Source organism: Microbacterium suaedae (assembly GCF_003254645.1).
GTDB lineage: Bacteria > Actinomycetota > Actinomycetes > Actinomycetales > Microbacteriaceae > Microbacterium > Microbacterium suaedae.
Genome location: NZ_PNFD01000004.1, coordinates 143083 through 159605, shown reverse-complemented (window position 1 = coordinate 159605; position 16523 = coordinate 143083). Strand labels below are relative to the sequence as shown.

Genomic DNA, 16523 nt, shown 5'->3' with positions numbered 1-16523 from the left:
GCCCCCACCGTACCGGGCCGCTTCACCAGCCCATGTCCTCGATGTAACGCAGCAGAACGCCCTCGCGCAGCGCCCACGGGCTCACCTCGAGCTCGTCGACGTCGAGCGCCTTCATCGCCTCGTGCAGCACGACGGCGCCCGCCGTGATCTGGAAGGTCCGATCCTGCGTGATGCCGGGGAGTTCCTGCCGCGACTGCGCCGGGATCCGTGAGAGGACGGGGATCCACGCGCCGAGCGCAGCGCGGGGGAGCATCCAGCGATCGATCCCGGACCAGCCGGGCCGCTTGTAGCCGACGAGCCGCGAGAGCGAGCGGATCGTCTTCGAGGATCCGACGACGTGATCCGGCCGAGCGATCCGTCCGAAGCGCGTGGCGAGGGGCGCGAGTGTCTCCTCCGCGTGCGCCGCGAGGCGCGCGACCGCCTCGTCGCCCGGAGGATCCTCGGGGAGGTGCCGCACGGTCATGCGCCCCGCCCCGAGCTGCACCGACTCGGCCATCTGCGGAAGCTCCTCGGATCCGCCCGCGACCTCGAGGGATCCGCCGCCGATGTCGAAGAGCAGGATCTGCCCGGCCGACCAGCCGAACCAGCGGCGGACGGCGAGGAACGTGAATCGCGCCTCGTCGGATCCGCCGAGCACCTGGAGGCTCTGGCCCAGAGTCTCTTCGATCTGCGCGATCACCTCGGGGCCGTTCGCGGCCTCGCGCACGGCCGAAGTCGCGGTCGCGAGGAGCTCCTCGACACCCTCCTTCTTCGCGACCTTCCGTGCCTTGCGCACGGCCTTGAGGATCGCGTCGACCCCGTCGGGAGAGATCGCCCCGTCGTCCTGGAGATAGCGCATGAGGCGCAGGGTGCGTTTCTCACTCGTCGCGGCGAGCGGGCGGCCCCCCGGCTGCGCATTGGCGATGAGCAGGTGGACGGTGTTGGAACCGATGTCGAGAACTCCGAGGCGCATGGCAGAACGATAGACGCCGAAGAGCAGGCGCGAGAGCCCGACACCTCCCGAACGCGCGTTCTTCGACGAGCTGCCGGGGGAAGTATCATGTCGCGGATGGCTTCTGTCAGCGGCTCCCTGCAGCCCTCCCTCTACCGCGATATCCCGCGCGAGGACTGGGCGCGCCTGGCGAAGGGGATGGACCAGCCCCTGACCGAACAGGAGATCGTGCAGATCCGCGGCCTCGGCGATCGGCTCGATGTGAACGAGGTGCGCGACGTGTACCTGCCGATCAGCCGTCTGCTGAGCGCGTGGGCGCGCGGCACGCGCCAGATCGGCGGGGAGGTCGCCGATTTCCTCGGCGAGGAGCAGCCGCGGATCCCGTTCGTCGTCGGGGTCGCCGGCTCGGTCGCGGTCGGCAAGTCGACCGTCGCGCGCCTGCTGCGCGAGCTGATGAGCCGATGGGGAGACACCCCCCGCGTCGAGCTCGTCACGACCGACGGCTTCCTGTACCCCAACGCGGAGCTCGAGCGTCGCGGGCTGATGGGCCGGAAGGGCTTCCCCGAGTCGTACGACCGCCGCGCGCTCGTCGACTTCGTCACGCGCGTGAAGTCGGGCGCGCGCGAGGTGCGGGCGCCGTTCTACTCGCACGTGAAGTACGACATCATGCCCGATGCGTCGGTCGTCGTGCGCAGTCCCGACGTGCTCATCGTCGAGGGCCTCAACGTCCTGCAGCCGCCGCCCGCCCCGAATGACGTGGCCGTGAGCGATCTGTTCGACTTCTCGGTCTTCGTCGACGCCGACAGCGCGCACATCGAAGAGTGGTTCATCGGGCGCTTCCTCAAGCTGCGCGAGGGCGCCTTCTCGAACCCCGCGTCGTACTTCAACGTCTACCAGCACCTCTCCGACGAGGAAGCGATCGCAACGGCGCGGGGCATCTGGAACGAGATCAACCTGCCGAATCTCACCTCGAACGTCGAGCCGACGAAGCACCGGGGGACCCTCGTCCTCCGCAAGGGGGCCGAGCACGCCGTCGAGCGCGTTCTCCTGCGCAAGCTGTAGCGCGACCGGAGGAGCGCCTCTGGCGGGATTGTCAGGCACCGGTCATAGGATTGCCCGCATGTGCGGAATCGTCGGATACGTCGGCCCTCGGGCCAGCCAGGACATCCTCGTCTCGGGCCTGGCCCGCCTCGAATACCGCGGGTACGACTCGGCGGGCATCGCCGTGATCGACGAGAGCGGATCCCTCGGCATGCGCAAGCGCGCAGGCAAGCTCTCGGCGCTGCGCGAGGCGCTCGCGGCCGAGCCGATCGGCGCGGGCACGACGGGCATCGGACACACCCGATGGGCGACCCACGGCGGGCCCACCGACGAGAATGCGCATCCCCACCTTGCCGACGATGACCGTCTTGCGGTCATCCACAACGGCATCATCGAGAACTTCGCCGATCTCCGGCGTGAGCTCGCGGCGGACGGCGTCACGTTCCGCAGCGAGACCGACACCGAGGTCGCTGCGGCACTTCTCGCCCGCGCATACCGGGCGAACGGCGGAGATCTCGTCGGCGCCTTCCGTGCCGTCGTCCACCGTCTGGATGGGGCGTTCACCCTCCTCGCGACGCACGAGGACCACCCGGGCCTCGTCGTCGGCGCCCGTCGCAACTCGCCCCTCGTCATCGGACTCGGTGAGGGTGAGAACTTCCTCGGATCCGACGTCGCCGCGTTCGTCGAGCACACGCGCCACGCCCTCGCGATCGGTCAGGACGAGATCGTCGCGATCACGCCCGACGCTGTCTCCGTGATCGACTTCGACGGCAACCCGGTCGAGCCGGCACCGTTCGAGGTGTCGTGGGACGCTTCGGCGGCCGACAAGGGTGGCTGGTCGAGCTTCATGGCCAAGGAGGTCTCGGAGGAGCCCGAGGCCGTCGCCAACACCGTGCGGGGGCGGATCCGCGATGGCCGGATCGTGATCCCCGAGCTCGACGGTCTCGACGAGCTGTTCACCGGCATCGAGCGCGTCGTGATCCTCGCCTGCGGCACCGCCTACTACTCGGGACTCGTCGGCAAGTACGCGATCGAGCGCTGGGCCCGGATCCCGGTCGACGTCGAGCTCGCTCATGAGTTCCGGTACCGCGATCCGATCGTCGGCGCCTCCACGCTCGTCGTCTCGATCAGCCAGTCGGGCGAGACGATGGACACGCTCATGGCCGTCAAGGAGGCGGCGCGCCTCGGCGCGAAGACGCTGTCGATCTGCAACACCCAGGGCGCGACGATCCCTCGCGAGTCGGATGCGATCGTCTACACGCACGCCGGCCCCGAGGTCGCGGTCGCATCGACGAAGGCGTTCGTCGCACAGATCACGGCGCTCTACCTGCTCGCGCTGCACGTGGGGCGCGTCCGCGAGGCTCTGTCGACGGACGACGCAGCCGAGGCCGTCGTCCAGCTCGAGGAGCTGCCCGAGAAGATCCAGTGGATCCTCGACAACGAGCAGGAGCGCATCGAGCAGCTCGCGCACTGGATGGCGGACACGCGATCCGTGCTCTTCCTCGGCCGCCACGTGGGCTTCCCGATCGCGCTCGAGGGCGCGCTCAAGCTCAAGGAGATCTCGTACATCCACGCCGAGGGATTCGCGGCCGGAGAGCTGAAGCACGGTCCGATCGCGCTTATCGAGCCAGGTCAGCCCGTGTTCGTCGTCGTGCCGTCGCCGCGCGGCAACGCCACAATGCACGCCAAGGTCATCTCGAACATCGAGGAGATCCGCGCGCGCGGCGCCCGCATCATCGCGATCGCGGAGCAGGGCGACACGGCCGTGCTGCCGTCGGCCGACGAGATGCTGCGGATTCCGCTTGCGAGCCCGCTTTTCGAGCCGATCCTCGCCGTCGTGCCGCTGCACATCTTCGCGATGGGCCTCGCGACCGCGAAGGGCCTCGACGTCGACCAGCCGCGCAACCTCGCGAAGTCCGTCACGGTGGAGTAGCGCGCGCCCGATCGGCGCAGAGCAAGAGCGAGCCGGTGGTCGACCTAGACTGCTGGCATGAGCAAGGGGAGCGCGTCGTGATCATCGGCATCGGCGTCGACATGGTCGACATCGATCGTTTCGAGGGACAGATCGCGCACTCGCCGCGCCTCATGGAGCGCCTGTTCACGGCGCACGAGCGCGAGCTGCCGCTGCGTTCCCTCGCCGCGCGCTACGCGGCGAAGGAAGCGCTCATCAAGGCGCTCGGCGGATCCGACGGCGTGCGCTGGCAGGAGATCGAGGTTCCCCGCCTCGGCGAGCGCCAGGCGCCGAGCTATGTCGTCACGGGCGAGACAGCCCGCACTCTCGCCGCGCGCGGGGCGACCCGGCCCCACCTGTCCCTCTCGCACGACGGGGGCCTCGCCCTTGCCTACGTCGTGCTGGAGGGGTGATGTCCTACACAACGACGCCAATTCTGTGCAGATTCGTGCGATTCGGCCCTTTCCGGCCCGTCCGGGCGAATATTGGCGTCGTTGTGCAGGTGGGCGCCGCGGGTGGCGAGTGGGAGGATCCGAGGTATGACTGAAGCTGACGGGTACGGCGTCGCGCGCGAGGCGATCGTCGATCGCGGCGCGATCGAGCACAATGTGCGCACGCTGCGGGCCGTGACCCGCACGCATGAGTTCATCGCGGTCGTGAAGGCCGACGGGTACGGCCACGGTGCGATCACGGCGGCGCGCGGCGCCCTCGCCGGGGGAGCGACGCGGATCGGCGTGGCCGATGTCGCGGAGGCGATCGCTCTGCGTCAGGCTGGCATCGGCGCGCCGATCGTCGCCTGGCTCCACGCTCCCGACACCGATTTCCGGCCGGCCCTCGCCGACGGCGTAGAGATCGGCGTCTCGGGCGTCGATCAGTTGCGCCGCGTTGTCGCCCACGCCTCCGGATCCGCCCCGGTCGTGCATCTGAAGTTCGAGACGGGCCTCGGGCGCAACGGCGCCGCGCCGGGGGAGTGGGCCGCGCTTCTCGGCGAGGCCGCGCGTCTCGAGCGTGAGGATCGCGTGCGCGTCGATGGTCTGTTCAGCCACCTGTCTGGTGCGAGCCGCGAGGACGATCTCGCGCAGCTGGGGCTGTTCGAGGAAGCGCTCGGCGGCGCCGCGGAGGCGGGCCTCTCCCCGCGGATCCGTCATCTCGCGGCGACCGCCGCGGCGTTCGACGTGCCCGAGGCGCGCCTCGACGCGGTGCGGGTCGGGCTCGGGATCTACGGCCTGTCGCCTTTCGACGACCGCTCGGCGGCCGAGCTCGGGCTGCGGCCGGCCATGACGCTGCGGGTGCCGATCGCCGCCGTGCGCCGCGTGCAAGCAGGGCAGGGTGCCTCGTACGGATACACCTATCGCGCCGAGCGGGACACGACGTTCGCTCTCGTGCCGCTCGGGTACGCCGACGGCGTGCCGCGGCAGGCGTCGAACGCCGGTCCGGTGCGGATCCGCGGAGAGCGCTTCCGTGTGGCCGGGCGCGTGGCGATGGATCAGTTCGTCGTCGATGTCGGCGACACCGAGGTGGCGCCCGGCGACCAGGCGGTGCTGTTCGGGGATCCGCTTCGCGGCGCGCCGTCGGCCGCCGAGTGGGGCGATGCGGCGGGCACGATCAACTACGAGATCGTCACGCGCATCGGCCCGCGCGTGCGCCGCGTCGTCGTGGAGTAAGCGGATACACAACGACGCCGATTCTGTCGTCCGTCGCGCAGATCCGCGGCGTGTTGGCCGGAACGGGTCAGAATTGGCGTCGTTGTGCACGGAGACCACGCGAGAGGATGGGTTCATGGTTCCCGACGACATCCTGGGTGAGCACGAGGTCGCGACGTCCGCCGACATGGAGGCGCTCGGGCGCCGGATCGGCGACGCGCTCGTGGCGGGCGACGTTCTGGTGCTGACAGGGCCGCTCGGCGCGGGCAAGACGACGCTCACGCGCGGCATCGCCGACGGGCTCGGAGTGCGCGGCCCGGTGCAGAGCCCCACCTTCGTCCTCGCACGGACGCATCCGTCGCTCACGGGCAGCGCTCCGCTGGTTCACGCCGACGCGTACCGGCTGTCCGATGCCGCCGAGCTGGAAGACCTCGACCTCGATCTTGACGGATCCGTGACGATCATCGAGTGGGGCCGCGACGCGGTCGCGCACATCGCCGATGCTTGGTGGGACATCGAGATCACGCGTCCGGTGGGGGAGGCAGATGTGGACCCGGAGAACCTCGACCTCGATGCCCCCCGGACCGTTGTCGTAACGCAACGTGACGCCAGCTGGCTCTGAGGAGCGCACGCCTACGCTGGAAGCGATGATTCTCGCGATCGACTCCTCACTCGGCTCCTCCGTCGCCGTCGTCGACCCGGCGACGGAAGACGTGTGCGCGCAGGCCGACAGCGAGGGCACCCGTGGCCACGCCGAGGTGATCGGCACGCTGCTCGAACGGGCGCTCGCCGAAGCGGGGGCTGTTCCCGCCGACATCACGCACGTCGCCGTCGGCATGGGGCCGGGGCCGTTCACGGGCCTGCGCATCGGGATCGCGGCGGCCCGCGCGTTCGCGACGGGGCGCGGGATCCCTGTGGTGCCGGTCGTCAGCCACGACGCGGCGGCGCTCGAGCGGCAGACCGATGGCCGATTCTCCGTCGTCACCGACGCGCGGCGCCGTGAGAACGCGGTGAGCACGTACGAGGGATCCGACGACGGCATCCCGCGCCGCGTCTCCGGGCCCGTACTCGTGCCGCAGCCGCGTGCCGAGGACCTGACGAATACCCGAGATTCTGAAGGATCCGGCGAAGGCGTCAGCACGCCGGCGCGAACTCAGAATCTCAGCGCGCCGGACCCCGCGGCAGGCGCCCCGCTCGGAGAGGTCGTGCACGCCAGGTCCATCGCTGCCGGCGCCATCGGAATCCTCGCGGCGCGCATGCTCCGCGCGGGCAGGATCCCCGAGATCGGCGAGCCGCTCTATCTGCGTGCCCCTGACGCGAAGCTGCCGGGCCCGGTGAAGCGGGTGAGCACGTGATCCGCACGGCGACGATGGATGACCTCGGTGCGATCATGGCGATCGAGCGGGCGAGCTTCCCCGCGGACGCGTGGAGCGACGAGACGATGCGGGCCGAGCTGGCCTCGCCGCACGGTCGATACATCGTGCTCGAGCGGGGCGGAGCCGTCGCCGGATACGCAGGCCTGCGGCACCTCGCGGGCGGGAAAGACGCGGACGTGCAGACGATCGCCGTCTCGGCCGACGCGCGCGGTCGTGGTCAGGGGCGTTCCCTGCTCCGCGCGCTGCTCGAGACGGCTGCCGAACGCCGCGCTCGCGAGGTCTTCCTCGAGGTGCGCGCCGACAATCCTGTCGCGACCGCGCTGTACGAGAGCGAGGGATTCACGGAGCTCGGTCGTCGCCCCCGCTACTACCAGCCCGACGACGTCGACGCCGTCGTCATGCGACTCGACCTGACCGCGTGGGCTGAGACGCAGGAGACGCCCCGATGAACCGCACCGACCCTCTCGTTCTCGGCATCGAGACGAGCTGCGACGAGACCGGCATCGGGATCGTGCGCGGCCGCACGCTGCTGAGCAACACGATCGCGAGCAGCATGGACGAGCACGCGCGTTACGGCGGTGTCGTGCCCGAGGTCGCGGCCCGCGCGCACCTGGAGGCGCTGCAGCCCGCCATCGAGCGCGCGGTCGCCGAGGCAGGCGTGCGTCTCGACGACCTCGATGCCGTCGCCGTCACGAGCGGCCCGGGTCTCGCGGGTGCCCTCATGGTCGGCGTCGGCGCGGCGAAGGCCCTCGCGCTCGCACTCGGGAAGCCGCTCTACGCCGTGAACCACCTTGTCGGGCACATCGCGGCCGATATCGTCGCGCCCGACACGGATCCGCTCGAGTACCCGACGATCGCGCTGCTCGTTTCGGGCGGGCACACCTCGCTTCTGCACGTGCGCGACCTCACGAGCGACGTCGAGCTGCTCGGCGAGACGATCGATGACGCTGCAGGCGAGGCGTTCGACAAGGTCGCGCGGATCCTCGGCCTGCCGTACCCCGGCGGGCCGCAGATCGACCGTGCGGCCGAGGGCGGGGATCCGGCTGCCATTCGCTTCCCGCGTGGGCTGTCGCGTGCGAGCGATCTCGAACGGCATCGGTTCGACTTCTCGTTCTCGGGCCTCAAGACATCGGTCGCGCGCTGGATCGAGCAGCGCGAGCAGGCGAGCGAGGTCGTCCCCCTTGCTGACGTGGCCGCGAGCTTCCGCGAGGCCGTCGTCGACGTGCTCGTGACGAAGGCGCTCGATGCGTGCGAGACGCGCGGCGTGCCGCGGCTGCTGCTCGGCGGGGGCGTCATCGCCAATCGCCGGCTGCGCGAGGTCGCGCTCGCCCGCGCCGAGGAACGCGGAGTCACCGTCCGGATCCCGCCGCTCAGCCTGTGCACCGACAACGGCGCGATGATCGCAGCACTCGCGGCTCAGCTCATCGCGAGCGGACGGGATCCGTCGACGCTCGCGTTCGGCGCCGACTCGACGCTGCCCGTCACGGAGATCCAGGTCGCCGAGCGGGAGGCCGTGACGGCATGATCGGGATGCGCGCGCACGCGGACGTCCCGGAAGAAGGGTCCTCCGCCGACCGCGCGTCGGAGCAGCGCTCGACCGATCCCCGCGCGGTCTCGTCGACGACGGGGCCGCTTGCGACGGTCGGATCCGACACGTTCGGGTGGATCCACCCGGATGTCGCCGAGCGCCCCCTCACCCGGCGCGAGCGGCGCCCGCACGTGACGCGCCTCGGTGTTGTCGCCGTGACGCTCTCGGCGATCGGCATCGTCGTGTCGTGGTTCGGACCGTGGGGCGCCGTGGTCGGTCTCGTCGGCGTGGTTCTCGGCGCGGTCGCCCTGTTCCGTCGCTCGGAGCGGCGGCGCTGGTGTTGGACCGCGATCGTCTGCGGGAGCGTCTCGATCCTTTTCAGCGCCTACTGGCTCACATGGATCCTGCCGCAGCTCGCGGTGTCTGAGCTCGTGGTCTGACCGGCGCGCTTCAGACGGTCGGAACCGGGTGCGCGCGTCGCCGGGTGGCGCGCTCACGGCTCTGGCGCACCATGTCGACGACGAGCACGAAGCAGGCCAGCCAGACGAGGGCGAATCCGATCCACCTCTCGATCGGCATCTCCTCGTGCAGCAGGAATGCGCCCGTGAGGAACTGCAGGATCGGCGCGGTGAACTGCAGCAGTCCGACGGTCGTGAGCGAGACGCGGCGAGATGCAGCCGCGAACAGCAGCAGCGGGACGGTGGTTGCGACGCCGGCGAGCAGCAGCAGCATCGTGTGGACCGCGCCGTGGTGTCCGAGCGTCAGTCCCGTGGTGGATCCGACGATCAGCAGCTGGACGCACGCGATCGGCGTGAGCCAGGCGGTCTCGAGGGTCAGGCCGCTCACGGGATCAACCGCGTGTCCGAGGTGCTTCTTCTTGACGAGGCCGTAGAGCGCGAACGTGCCGGCGAGCAGCAGCGAGAGCCAGGGGATGGATCCGTAGAACACGACGATCACGACCACTGCGACCGCGGCGATGCCGACCGCGGCCCACTGCAACGGACGCAGGCGTTCCTGCAACGCGAGGACCGCGAGCAGGACGGTCGCGATCGGATTGATGAAGTACCCGAGACTCGCCTGCAGCACGTGGCCCGTCTGCGCCGCGAAGAGGAATCCCTGCCAGTTCGCGTAGATGAGCACGCCCGCGACGGCGGACCATGCGAGCAGTCGCGGTGACCGGGCGATCGCGCGCAGTCGGCCCCACCCCCGCGTGACGGTGAGCAACAGGGCGCAGAGCGCGAGCGACAGCAGCACGCGCCAGGCGAGCGTCTCCCACGGTCCGGTCGGCGCCAGCACGACGAAGTACAGCGGGAGCACGCCCCACAGCAGATAGGCCCCGAAGCCGTATCCGACGCCGGCCACGGCATCGCGGGAGAGGGGACCAGGAGGAGAAGTCGTGCTCACCGATCAAGCCTACGGCGGCGGCGAGACTCGCGGCTGCGCGCGTCCTGTCGAGCAGGAGCGGGATCCTGCCAAATCAGGTGGCGTCGGGATCGACCTGCACGCGGGTGCGGGACAGATCCTGCGGGCGCTGCGTCGCGATGAACGCGACGAGCTGCTCGCGCACCTTGCAGCGCAGATCCCACAGCAGGTCGCCGTCGGCGGCCGTCATGGTCGCGCGCAGCTGGGCGACTCCGCCCGTCGCATCGGACACGATGAGGCCCCAGCTGCGGCGATCCCACTCGGGAGCGGCGTCGAGGATCCGCTCGAGTTCGGCCCGCACGGCGTCGACGTCGACCGTGTAGTCGGCCTCGACGAAGACGGTGCCCGTGACCGCGGTCTGGTTGCGGGTCCAGTTCGTGTACGGGGTCGTCGTGAAGTAGGTCGATGGGAGAACGTGGCGCCGATCGTCCCAGATCTGCACGACGACGTACGTGAGCGTGATCTCCTCGATGGTGCCGAACTGATCGTCGACCTCGACCGTGTCTCCGACCTTGAGCGCGTTCGAGAAGGCGAGCTGGATACCCGCGACGAGATTGCCGAGCGTCGACTGCGCCGCGAGGCCGGCGACGATCGAGGCGACGCCGGCAGACGCGAACAGCGAGGCGCCGAACGTCTCGGCGCCGGGGATCGTGAGAAGCATGGCGGCGATCGTGAGCACCGCGACAACGGCGATCACGAGCCGGCGGATCATGCGCAGCTGCGTGCGGCGCCGGCGCGCCGTGAAGGCGTCGCCGCTCACGGAATCCTGACGACGCATCGCCCCGTCGATGAGCAGGATGAGGATCTTGCCGAGGATCCAGCCGATGACGGCGATGATCGAGAGATCGAGCGCGTAGTCGGCGGCTCCCTTCAGATCGTCGAAGCCCTGCGGGAAGAAGAGCGGAACCGTCGCCTTCCAGCCGATGACCGTGACGAACCAGAAGGTGGGCTTCGGGAAGCGACGGCTGAGTTCGCGGAACACTTCGTGTCGGCGGCCGAGCCGGCTCGTGACGGCCTTGAACACCCAGACGACGACGAACGCGAGGGCGAGTGCGCCGACCGCAGAGATCGCGACGGCGCTCCACGCGGTCCACAGATTCGTGGTCACGCTCTCGGTGATCTCTGAGACATCGGCGGGGATCTCTGGGGTCATGTCCTCCAGAGTAGGGATGACCCCCGACAGACGAAGAACCCCGGACGCATCGCGTCCGGGGTTCTCAGGTGACGTTGAGCGTCAGCGCTCGACGACCGCGAGGACGTCGCGGGCCGAGAGGACGAGGTACTCGTCAGCGCCGAACTTGACCTCGGTTCCGCCGTACTTGCTGTACAGAACGACGTCGCCGACAGCGACATCGACCGGAACACGGTTGCCGTTGTCGTCGATGCGACCCGGCCCGACCGCCACGACCTCGCCCTCCTGGGGCTTCTCCTTGGCGGTGTCGGGAATGACGAGCCCGCTCGCCGTGGTCTGCTCAGCCTCGACCTGCTTGATGACGATGCGGTCCTCGAGCGGCTTGATGGAAACCGACACGGTGTACCTCTGCTTTCCTGTCCTGACAGAAGACGTAAGGTTCGCACTCTCACCCCGAGAGTGCTAATCGTCAGTCTAGAACTGCAATTGGCACTCACGCAACGTGAGTGCCAAGTCGGTCCCGTCCTACGCTGGAATGATGGACCACGCCGAGCTCGACGAGCTTCTCACACCCGAGGCACTGGAACTGCTCGACTCCCTGGACACCGTCGAGACGGTCGCCGACGTCGCGCGCGCGGTCTCGCGGCTGCGGGGCGCCGGACACAGCCCCGAGCGCGTCTCGGCCGTCGTCGGGCAGGTGCGCCTCAGACAGCGCGCGGAGGCGAAGTTCGGAGACTTCGCCCGCCACATGCTCTTCACGCGCGCCGGCCTCGAGCAGGCGACCCGCATGTCCGTCTCGGCCCACCACGCGGGCCGGTTCCAGAAGGCGGGGATCGGGCGCGTCGCCGATCTGGGCTGCGGAATCGGAGGCGACTCTCTCGCATTCGCCTCGCTCGGGATCGGTGTCCTCGCGGTCGACGCCGACGACGTCACGGCCGCGCTCGCCGCCTACAATCTCTCGCCGTTCCGAGACGATGCCGGGTCCGTCGACGTACGTCATGGGCGAGCGGAGGAGACGGATCTCGCGGGCGTCGACGCCGTGTGGCTCGACCCCGCGCGCCGCACGAGGGGCCACAGTGAGACGCGGCGTGTCTCTCCCGACGACTACTCGCCCGCCCTCGACTGGGCGTTTGCTCTCGCTCAGCGGCTGCCGACCGGCATCAAGCTCAGCCCGGCACACGACCGAGACGCGATCCCAGACGAGTTCGAGGCGCAGTGGATCAGCGTCGACGGCTCGACCGTCGAGCTCGTGCTCTGGTCGGGCTCTCTGGCCCGCGAAGGGGTGCGCCGGGCTGCGCTCGTGATCCGCTCGGGAGGTGCCCACGAGATCACTGCGCCCGGCGATGCAGAGGACGAGGCGGTGCGCCGGCTCGGATCCTTCGTCCACGAGCCAGAAGGATCCGTGATCCGCGCGCGCCTCGTCGGTGACGTGGCCCGTGCGCTCGAGGCCGGACCGGTGGCCGAAGGAATCGCCTACCTGACGGGCGACGCGGAGCTCACGAGCCCGTTCGTGCGCACGTTCCGGGTGCGCGAGACGCTGCCCGCCGATCCGGGGCGCCTCGCGAAGGCGCTTCGCGAACGGGATATCGGCACTCTCGAGATCAAGAAGCGCGGCGTCGACATCGATCCCGCGGCGCTGCGGAAGAAGCTGAAGCTCCGGGGAAGCGGATCCGCGACCCTCCTCGTCACGCGCATCGACGGCAAGCGTGTCGCGATCCTCGCGGACAGGGTGTGAGACGGACTCACTCGTCCGAGACATCGGGCGCGAGGCGGTAGAGCACCTCCGGGCGACCCCGGCGGCCGTATCTGTGGGCGAGATCGATGCGGCCGACGTCGACGAGGTGGTCGAGGTACCGCCGGGCCGTCGCGCGCGAGATCTCGCTCCGTGCCGCGATCTCGACCGCCGTGCGGGGGACGAGCGGGTCGAGTTCGGACAGGACGCGACGCAGCGTCACCTCGGCGATGCCGCGGGGGAGTTCGTGCGGGGAAGCGGATGCCCTCCGGGGATCCTCGCCGTCCGTGCGCGCGGGGGCGAAGAGATGATCGATCTCCCCCTGAACCAGGGGGCGTTCGCGTTCGCGTTCGACGATGCGATCCGTTCGGTCTGCGCGATACGCGGCGAGGCGGCCGAGCAGCCGTTCCTGCGTGAACGGCTTGACGAGGTAGCCCGCCACACGTCCGGCGAGCGCCTGGCGCACCGTGACCTGGTCTTGTGAGGAGCTGATGACGAGCACGTCGATGTGGGCGAGTCCGTGGGTGCGCAGACGGTTCAGCACCTCGATGCCGCTGATGTCGGGGAGTCGCATGTCGAGAAGCACGAGATCGACGTCGTGATGCGCGGCGTACTCGATCGCCGCGCGTCCCGTGCCGACGCGGGCGACGAGCACGAAGCCGGGGGATTCGTCGACATAGCGGCCATGCAGCAGCTGCGCACCGCGATCGTCGTCGACGACGAGCACGCGAAGAGGGCTCTCGGTCACAGTGCCACCTGCATCTCGAAGCGGAATCGGGCGCCGCCCAGCTCCGAGCGACCGACTTCGAGGCTTCCTCCGCGCGAGATGACCGTGCGGCGCACGATGTCCAGCCCGATGCCCCGCACCGCCTCGTTCCGGTCTGTCTTTGTGGAGAACCCTCGCGTGAAGATCCGCTCGACATCGGAAGGCGCGATACCGGGACCGTCGTCTTCGACGGTCGCGCGCAGCAGATCGCCGTCCTGGGACAATCGCAGGCGCACGAGCGACGCTCCCGCTTCGCCCGCATTGCGGCACAGATTCGCGAGCACGAGCGACACATCGCCGTCGATGTCGCTCGTCGCGTCGTGCGCCACATCGATCGCAGTTCCGTGCACGCTGAGCTCGGCGCGCACGGCGTCGAGAGTCGCGCGGAGAAGGGGCGGGCACGAGCCTCCGTCGTCGCCCTCGCCGACGGATCCGAGCTCTTCGACGTAGTCGAGCGCATCCTGCGCATCTCCGTGCGCGAGCAGGCCGTGGATGACGTGGATCCTGGTGTCGAACTCGTGCGACTGCTCCCGCAGAGCGAGGGTGATCCGCCGCGTCGTCTCGAGCTCGCGGGCGTCGTCGTCCGAGTGTCGGAACCGCCGCAGCAGGGCGACGGAGACGAAGGCGCTCGCGATCGTGCCGAGGAGGAGTGCGCCGAGCGCCCAGGGAAGGAGATCGCGAAGCGTCTCGGCGGCCCTCTCGTCGAGGCGGGTCTCGAGCAATCCGACGGCCACCATGCCGACGACGTCGCCCTCGTCGTCGAAGACGGGGACCTTGACCCGCAGCGTGCGACCGACCGGTCCCGTGTCCGTGCCGATGTACTCTTCCCCCGTGCGAAGCGGCGACGTGTCGGTGAGCACCTGTCGTCCGCGCTCCGACGGCCGCGGATGAGTGAGGCGGATCGCGCCGAGGTCTGCGACGACGACGTACGTGACGCCGGATGTCTGCTCGATGATCGTCGCGAGCGACTGCAGCTCGCCGAAGGCGGGCTCCTCGCGGATGGAGGATCCGTCGACGACGGGATCCTCGTTCGCGAGCCGAAGCGCCTCGCGCACCGAGTCGAGCTGAGCGAAGCTCGTCGCGACATCCCGAGCGAGCGTCGTCGTCGATTCGCGGATGCTGCCGATCTGGACCGTGGCGGCGATGCTCGTTGTCGCGATGACGCTGAGGAGCACGACGAGGCTCGGCATGAGCAGCAGGACAACCCGTCGGGCCTCCGGCCGGGACCAGGCGTGCACGCGCGTCTCCTCTGACGGGGTCATCGATCAGATTGAGCATATAGAGCACAATTCGGATTTCGGTTGTCGTCGCCTCATCTCGTCGTGAGACTGACGATCACTGTGCTGACAACGGTGTCGCGCAGGAAGGAGATCCCCATGCCCGAGACATCCCTGACCCCTGATGCCCCGCCGGGCGGCCCGCCGAGCAGGCGCGTGATCGCGCGCGTGATCGGGGGTGCGGTCGCAGCAGCCCTGATCGTCACCGCCGGAGCCGGCTCGATCCGCGCGGCCTCCGCGGGGACGGACATCCGATCCTCCATGACGATCATCGCTCCAGCGGCCGCCGGCGGTGGCTGGGACGCGGTCGCCCGCGAGATGCAGCAGGCGCAGAAGTCCAACGGGCTGGTGAACAACGTGCAGGTCGTGAACATGCCCGGCGCGGGCGGCACGATCGCCCTCGGCAATCTGTCGGCTCTCGACGGCGAGCCGAACAACCTGCTCGTCGGTGGCACGGGGCTGCTTGCCGCGACCATCCAGTTCGAAACCGAGGCGACCCTCGATGACATCACCCCGATCGCCGTGGTCGTCGAGGAGTACAACGTGATCGTTGTCCCCGCCGACTCTCCCTATGAGACGCTCGATGATCTCGTCACCGCGTGGAGGGACGACCCGGGGGCTGTGCCGTGGACGGGAGGCGGATCCTTCGACCAGCTGGTCGTCACCGATCTCGCGGTGACCGCCGGGATCGACCCGGTCGACACCTCCTACATCTCGTCCGACGGAGGCGGGGAGGCGATCCAGGCCCTGCTCAACGGGACGGCGGCGGCCGCGGCCGGCGGCTATCCCGACAACATCGACCAGATCGAATCGGGGCGACTTCGCGCACTCGCGCTTGTCGCGACGGACCGTGTGGACGGCATCGACCTCCCCACGGCGAAAGAGCAGGGATACGACATCACGCTGACGAACTGGCGCATGCTCGCCGCCCCCGCGGCTCTGCAGGCCGACGACGTCGAGCAGCTCACGCAGCTGGTCGTCGACACCGTCGGCACCGCCGAGTGGCAGGACGCCACGGAGCGATACCACTGGACCGAACAGGTGATCACGGGGGATGAGCTCGACGTGTTCCTCGATGAGGAGACGACGCGGATCGCCGGACTGTACGAGGAGATGGGGCTGTGAGCGGAATGCACAATCCGACCGCCGTCTCGGCGGTCGTCGGTGAGCGCCTCATCTTCGGCGTACGTTCGGGGCGCATGGCCACGCTTGCGGTGGCGCTTCTCATGCCAGCGCTCATCGTCGCCTTCGCGGTGTATCTCGCGATCGGCATCGCGACGATGGAGATCCCTCCCGGCGCCGCGTTCCCCGGACCGCGCTTCTTCCCCGCGATCATCACGGCCGGCCTCTTCGCTCTCGCGGCGCTGCTCGTCGTCGGCGCGGTTCGCGCCTGGCGCGCGCCGGTTCCCGCGACCGCCGAATCGGACGACGAGGACGCCGCGACCGAGAGCACTTCGACGCTCGTCACCCGACGCGTCGGAATGGACTGGAAGTCCTTCTCATGGATCGTCGGATCCGTCCTGGGATTCACGCTCTCGCTCCAGATCCTGGGGTGGGTGATCGGCGCCGGTCTGCTGTTCTGGTGCATCGCGCGGGGATTCGGGTCTGCTCGCCCGATCTTCTCGCTCATCGTCGGGTTCAGCGTGAGCTCGGCCGCGTACATCGCGTTCGACATGGCGCTCGGACTGTCTCTGCCGTCCGGCATCCTCGGAGGGGGTTTCTGA

At 69.5% G+C, this 16523-nt stretch carries 18 protein-coding genes; 12 read left to right on the top strand and 6 right to left on the bottom strand.

Annotation, left to right across the window (positions count from 1 at the left end; all coding sequences use genetic code 11):
• Positions 1–22: 22 nt before the first annotated feature.
• Entirely contained in the window at positions 23–952 is a 930-nt protein-coding gene (locus C0012_RS13010; RefSeq protein WP_111467035.1) for a Ppx/GppA phosphatase family protein, read from the bottom strand.
• Between the two features lie 96 nt (positions 953–1048).
• On the opposite strand from C0012_RS13010, the gene coaA reads away from it, so the two are divergent.
• The 9 genes from coaA to C0012_RS12965 all read left to right on the top strand — a co-directional run bounded on the left by coaA (position 1049) and on the right by C0012_RS12965 (position 8910).
• On the top strand, positions 1049–1993 hold the full coding sequence (coaA, locus tag C0012_RS13005; protein WP_408631143.1) for a type I pantothenate kinase: 945 nt from the start codon (positions 1049–1051) through the stop codon (positions 1991–1993).
• Between the two features lie 58 nt (positions 1994–2051).
• Positions 2052–3905 carry a glutamine--fructose-6-phosphate transaminase (isomerizing) gene (gene glmS, locus C0012_RS13000; RefSeq protein ID WP_111467033.1) on the top strand — a complete coding sequence of 618 codons (1854 nt, stop codon included), beginning with the start codon at positions 2052–2054 and terminating at the stop codon, positions 3903–3905.
• A gap of 77 nt (positions 3906–3982) precedes the next feature.
• A complete protein-coding gene (locus C0012_RS12995) occupies positions 3983–4336 on the top strand; it encodes a holo-ACP synthase (RefSeq protein ID WP_111467032.1) in 354 nt (117 codons plus the stop codon).
• 126 nt (positions 4337–4462) lie between these two features.
• Entirely contained in the window at positions 4463–5587 is a 1125-nt protein-coding gene (alr, locus tag C0012_RS12990; protein WP_111467031.1) for an alanine racemase, read from the top strand.
• Between the two features lie 115 nt (positions 5588–5702).
• A complete protein-coding gene (gene tsaE / locus C0012_RS12985; protein ID WP_111467030.1) occupies positions 5703–6188 on the top strand; it encodes a tRNA (adenosine(37)-N6)-threonylcarbamoyltransferase complex ATPase subunit type 1 TsaE in 486 nt (161 codons plus the stop codon).
• 25 nt (positions 6189–6213) lie between these two features.
• Positions 6214–6921, top strand: a complete 708-nt coding sequence (gene tsaB, locus C0012_RS12980) for a tRNA (adenosine(37)-N6)-threonylcarbamoyltransferase complex dimerization subunit type 1 TsaB (RefSeq protein WP_111467029.1) — start codon at positions 6214–6216, stop codon at positions 6919–6921.
• A gap of 14 nt (positions 6922–6935) precedes the next feature.
• Positions 6936–7391, top strand: a complete 456-nt coding sequence (rimI, locus tag C0012_RS12975) for a ribosomal protein S18-alanine N-acetyltransferase (RefSeq protein ID WP_111467207.1) — start codon at positions 6936–6938, stop codon at positions 7389–7391.
• Positions 7388–8467 carry a tRNA (adenosine(37)-N6)-threonylcarbamoyltransferase complex transferase subunit TsaD gene (gene tsaD, locus C0012_RS12970; protein WP_111467028.1) on the top strand — a complete coding sequence of 360 codons (1080 nt, stop codon included), beginning with the start codon at positions 7388–7390 and terminating at the stop codon, positions 8465–8467. Before rimI ends, tsaD begins: the two co-directional genes overlap by 4 nt.
• The gene (locus tag C0012_RS12965) at positions 8464–8910 is read left to right on the top strand and encodes a hypothetical protein (RefSeq protein WP_111467027.1); all 447 of its coding nucleotides are present in this window, start codon (positions 8464–8466) and stop codon (positions 8908–8910) included. Before tsaD ends, C0012_RS12965 begins: the two co-directional genes overlap by 4 nt.
• Before the next feature lie 10 nt (positions 8911–8920).
• On the opposite strand, the gene rarD is transcribed toward C0012_RS12965, so the two are convergent.
• The 3 genes from rarD to groES all read right to left on the bottom strand — a co-directional run bounded on the left by rarD (position 8921) and on the right by groES (position 11423).
• A complete protein-coding gene (rarD, locus tag C0012_RS12960) occupies positions 8921–9874 on the bottom strand; it encodes an EamA family transporter RarD (protein WP_198411145.1) in 954 nt (317 codons plus the stop codon).
• A gap of 73 nt (positions 9875–9947) precedes the next feature.
• Positions 9948–11045: a mechanosensitive ion channel family protein gene (locus C0012_RS12955; protein ID WP_111467025.1), complete on the bottom strand. Its 1098-nt coding sequence runs from the start codon at positions 11043–11045 to the stop codon at positions 9948–9950.
• A gap of 81 nt (positions 11046–11126) precedes the next feature.
• Complete coding sequence (gene groES, locus C0012_RS12950; protein ID WP_029152404.1) at positions 11127–11423, bottom strand: co-chaperone GroES; 297 nt, start codon at positions 11421–11423, stop codon at positions 11127–11129.
• A gap of 139 nt (positions 11424–11562) precedes the next feature.
• Here groES and C0012_RS12945 point away from each other — a divergent pair, with 139 nt between their 5' ends.
• A complete protein-coding gene (locus C0012_RS12945) occupies positions 11563–12759 on the top strand; it encodes a class I SAM-dependent methyltransferase (protein WP_111467024.1) in 1197 nt (398 codons plus the stop codon).
• Between the two features lie 7 nt (positions 12760–12766).
• Here the strand turns inward: C0012_RS12945 and C0012_RS12940 are convergent, their stop codons facing one another.
• Both C0012_RS12940 and C0012_RS12935 read right to left on the bottom strand, forming a co-directional pair.
• Positions 12767–13504, bottom strand: coding sequence for a response regulator (locus tag C0012_RS12940; RefSeq protein WP_111467023.1), 738 nt, complete (start codon positions 13502–13504; stop codon positions 12767–12769).
• Positions 13501–14784: an ATP-binding protein gene (locus C0012_RS12935; protein ID WP_111467022.1), complete on the bottom strand. Its 1284-nt coding sequence runs from the start codon at positions 14782–14784 to the stop codon at positions 13501–13503. Before C0012_RS12935 ends, C0012_RS12940 begins: the two co-directional genes overlap by 4 nt.
• 114 nt (positions 14785–14898) lie before the next feature.
• On the opposite strand from C0012_RS12935, the gene C0012_RS12930 reads away from it, so the two are divergent.
• The gene (locus C0012_RS12930; RefSeq protein ID WP_111467021.1) at positions 14899–15924 is read left to right on the top strand and encodes a Bug family tripartite tricarboxylate transporter substrate binding protein; all 1026 of its coding nucleotides are present in this window, start codon (positions 14899–14901) and stop codon (positions 15922–15924) included.
• 5 nt (positions 15925–15929) lie between these two features.
• On the top strand, positions 15930–16523 hold the full coding sequence (locus C0012_RS12925; RefSeq protein WP_232527945.1) for a tripartite tricarboxylate transporter TctB family protein: 594 nt from the start codon (positions 15930–15932) through the stop codon (positions 16521–16523).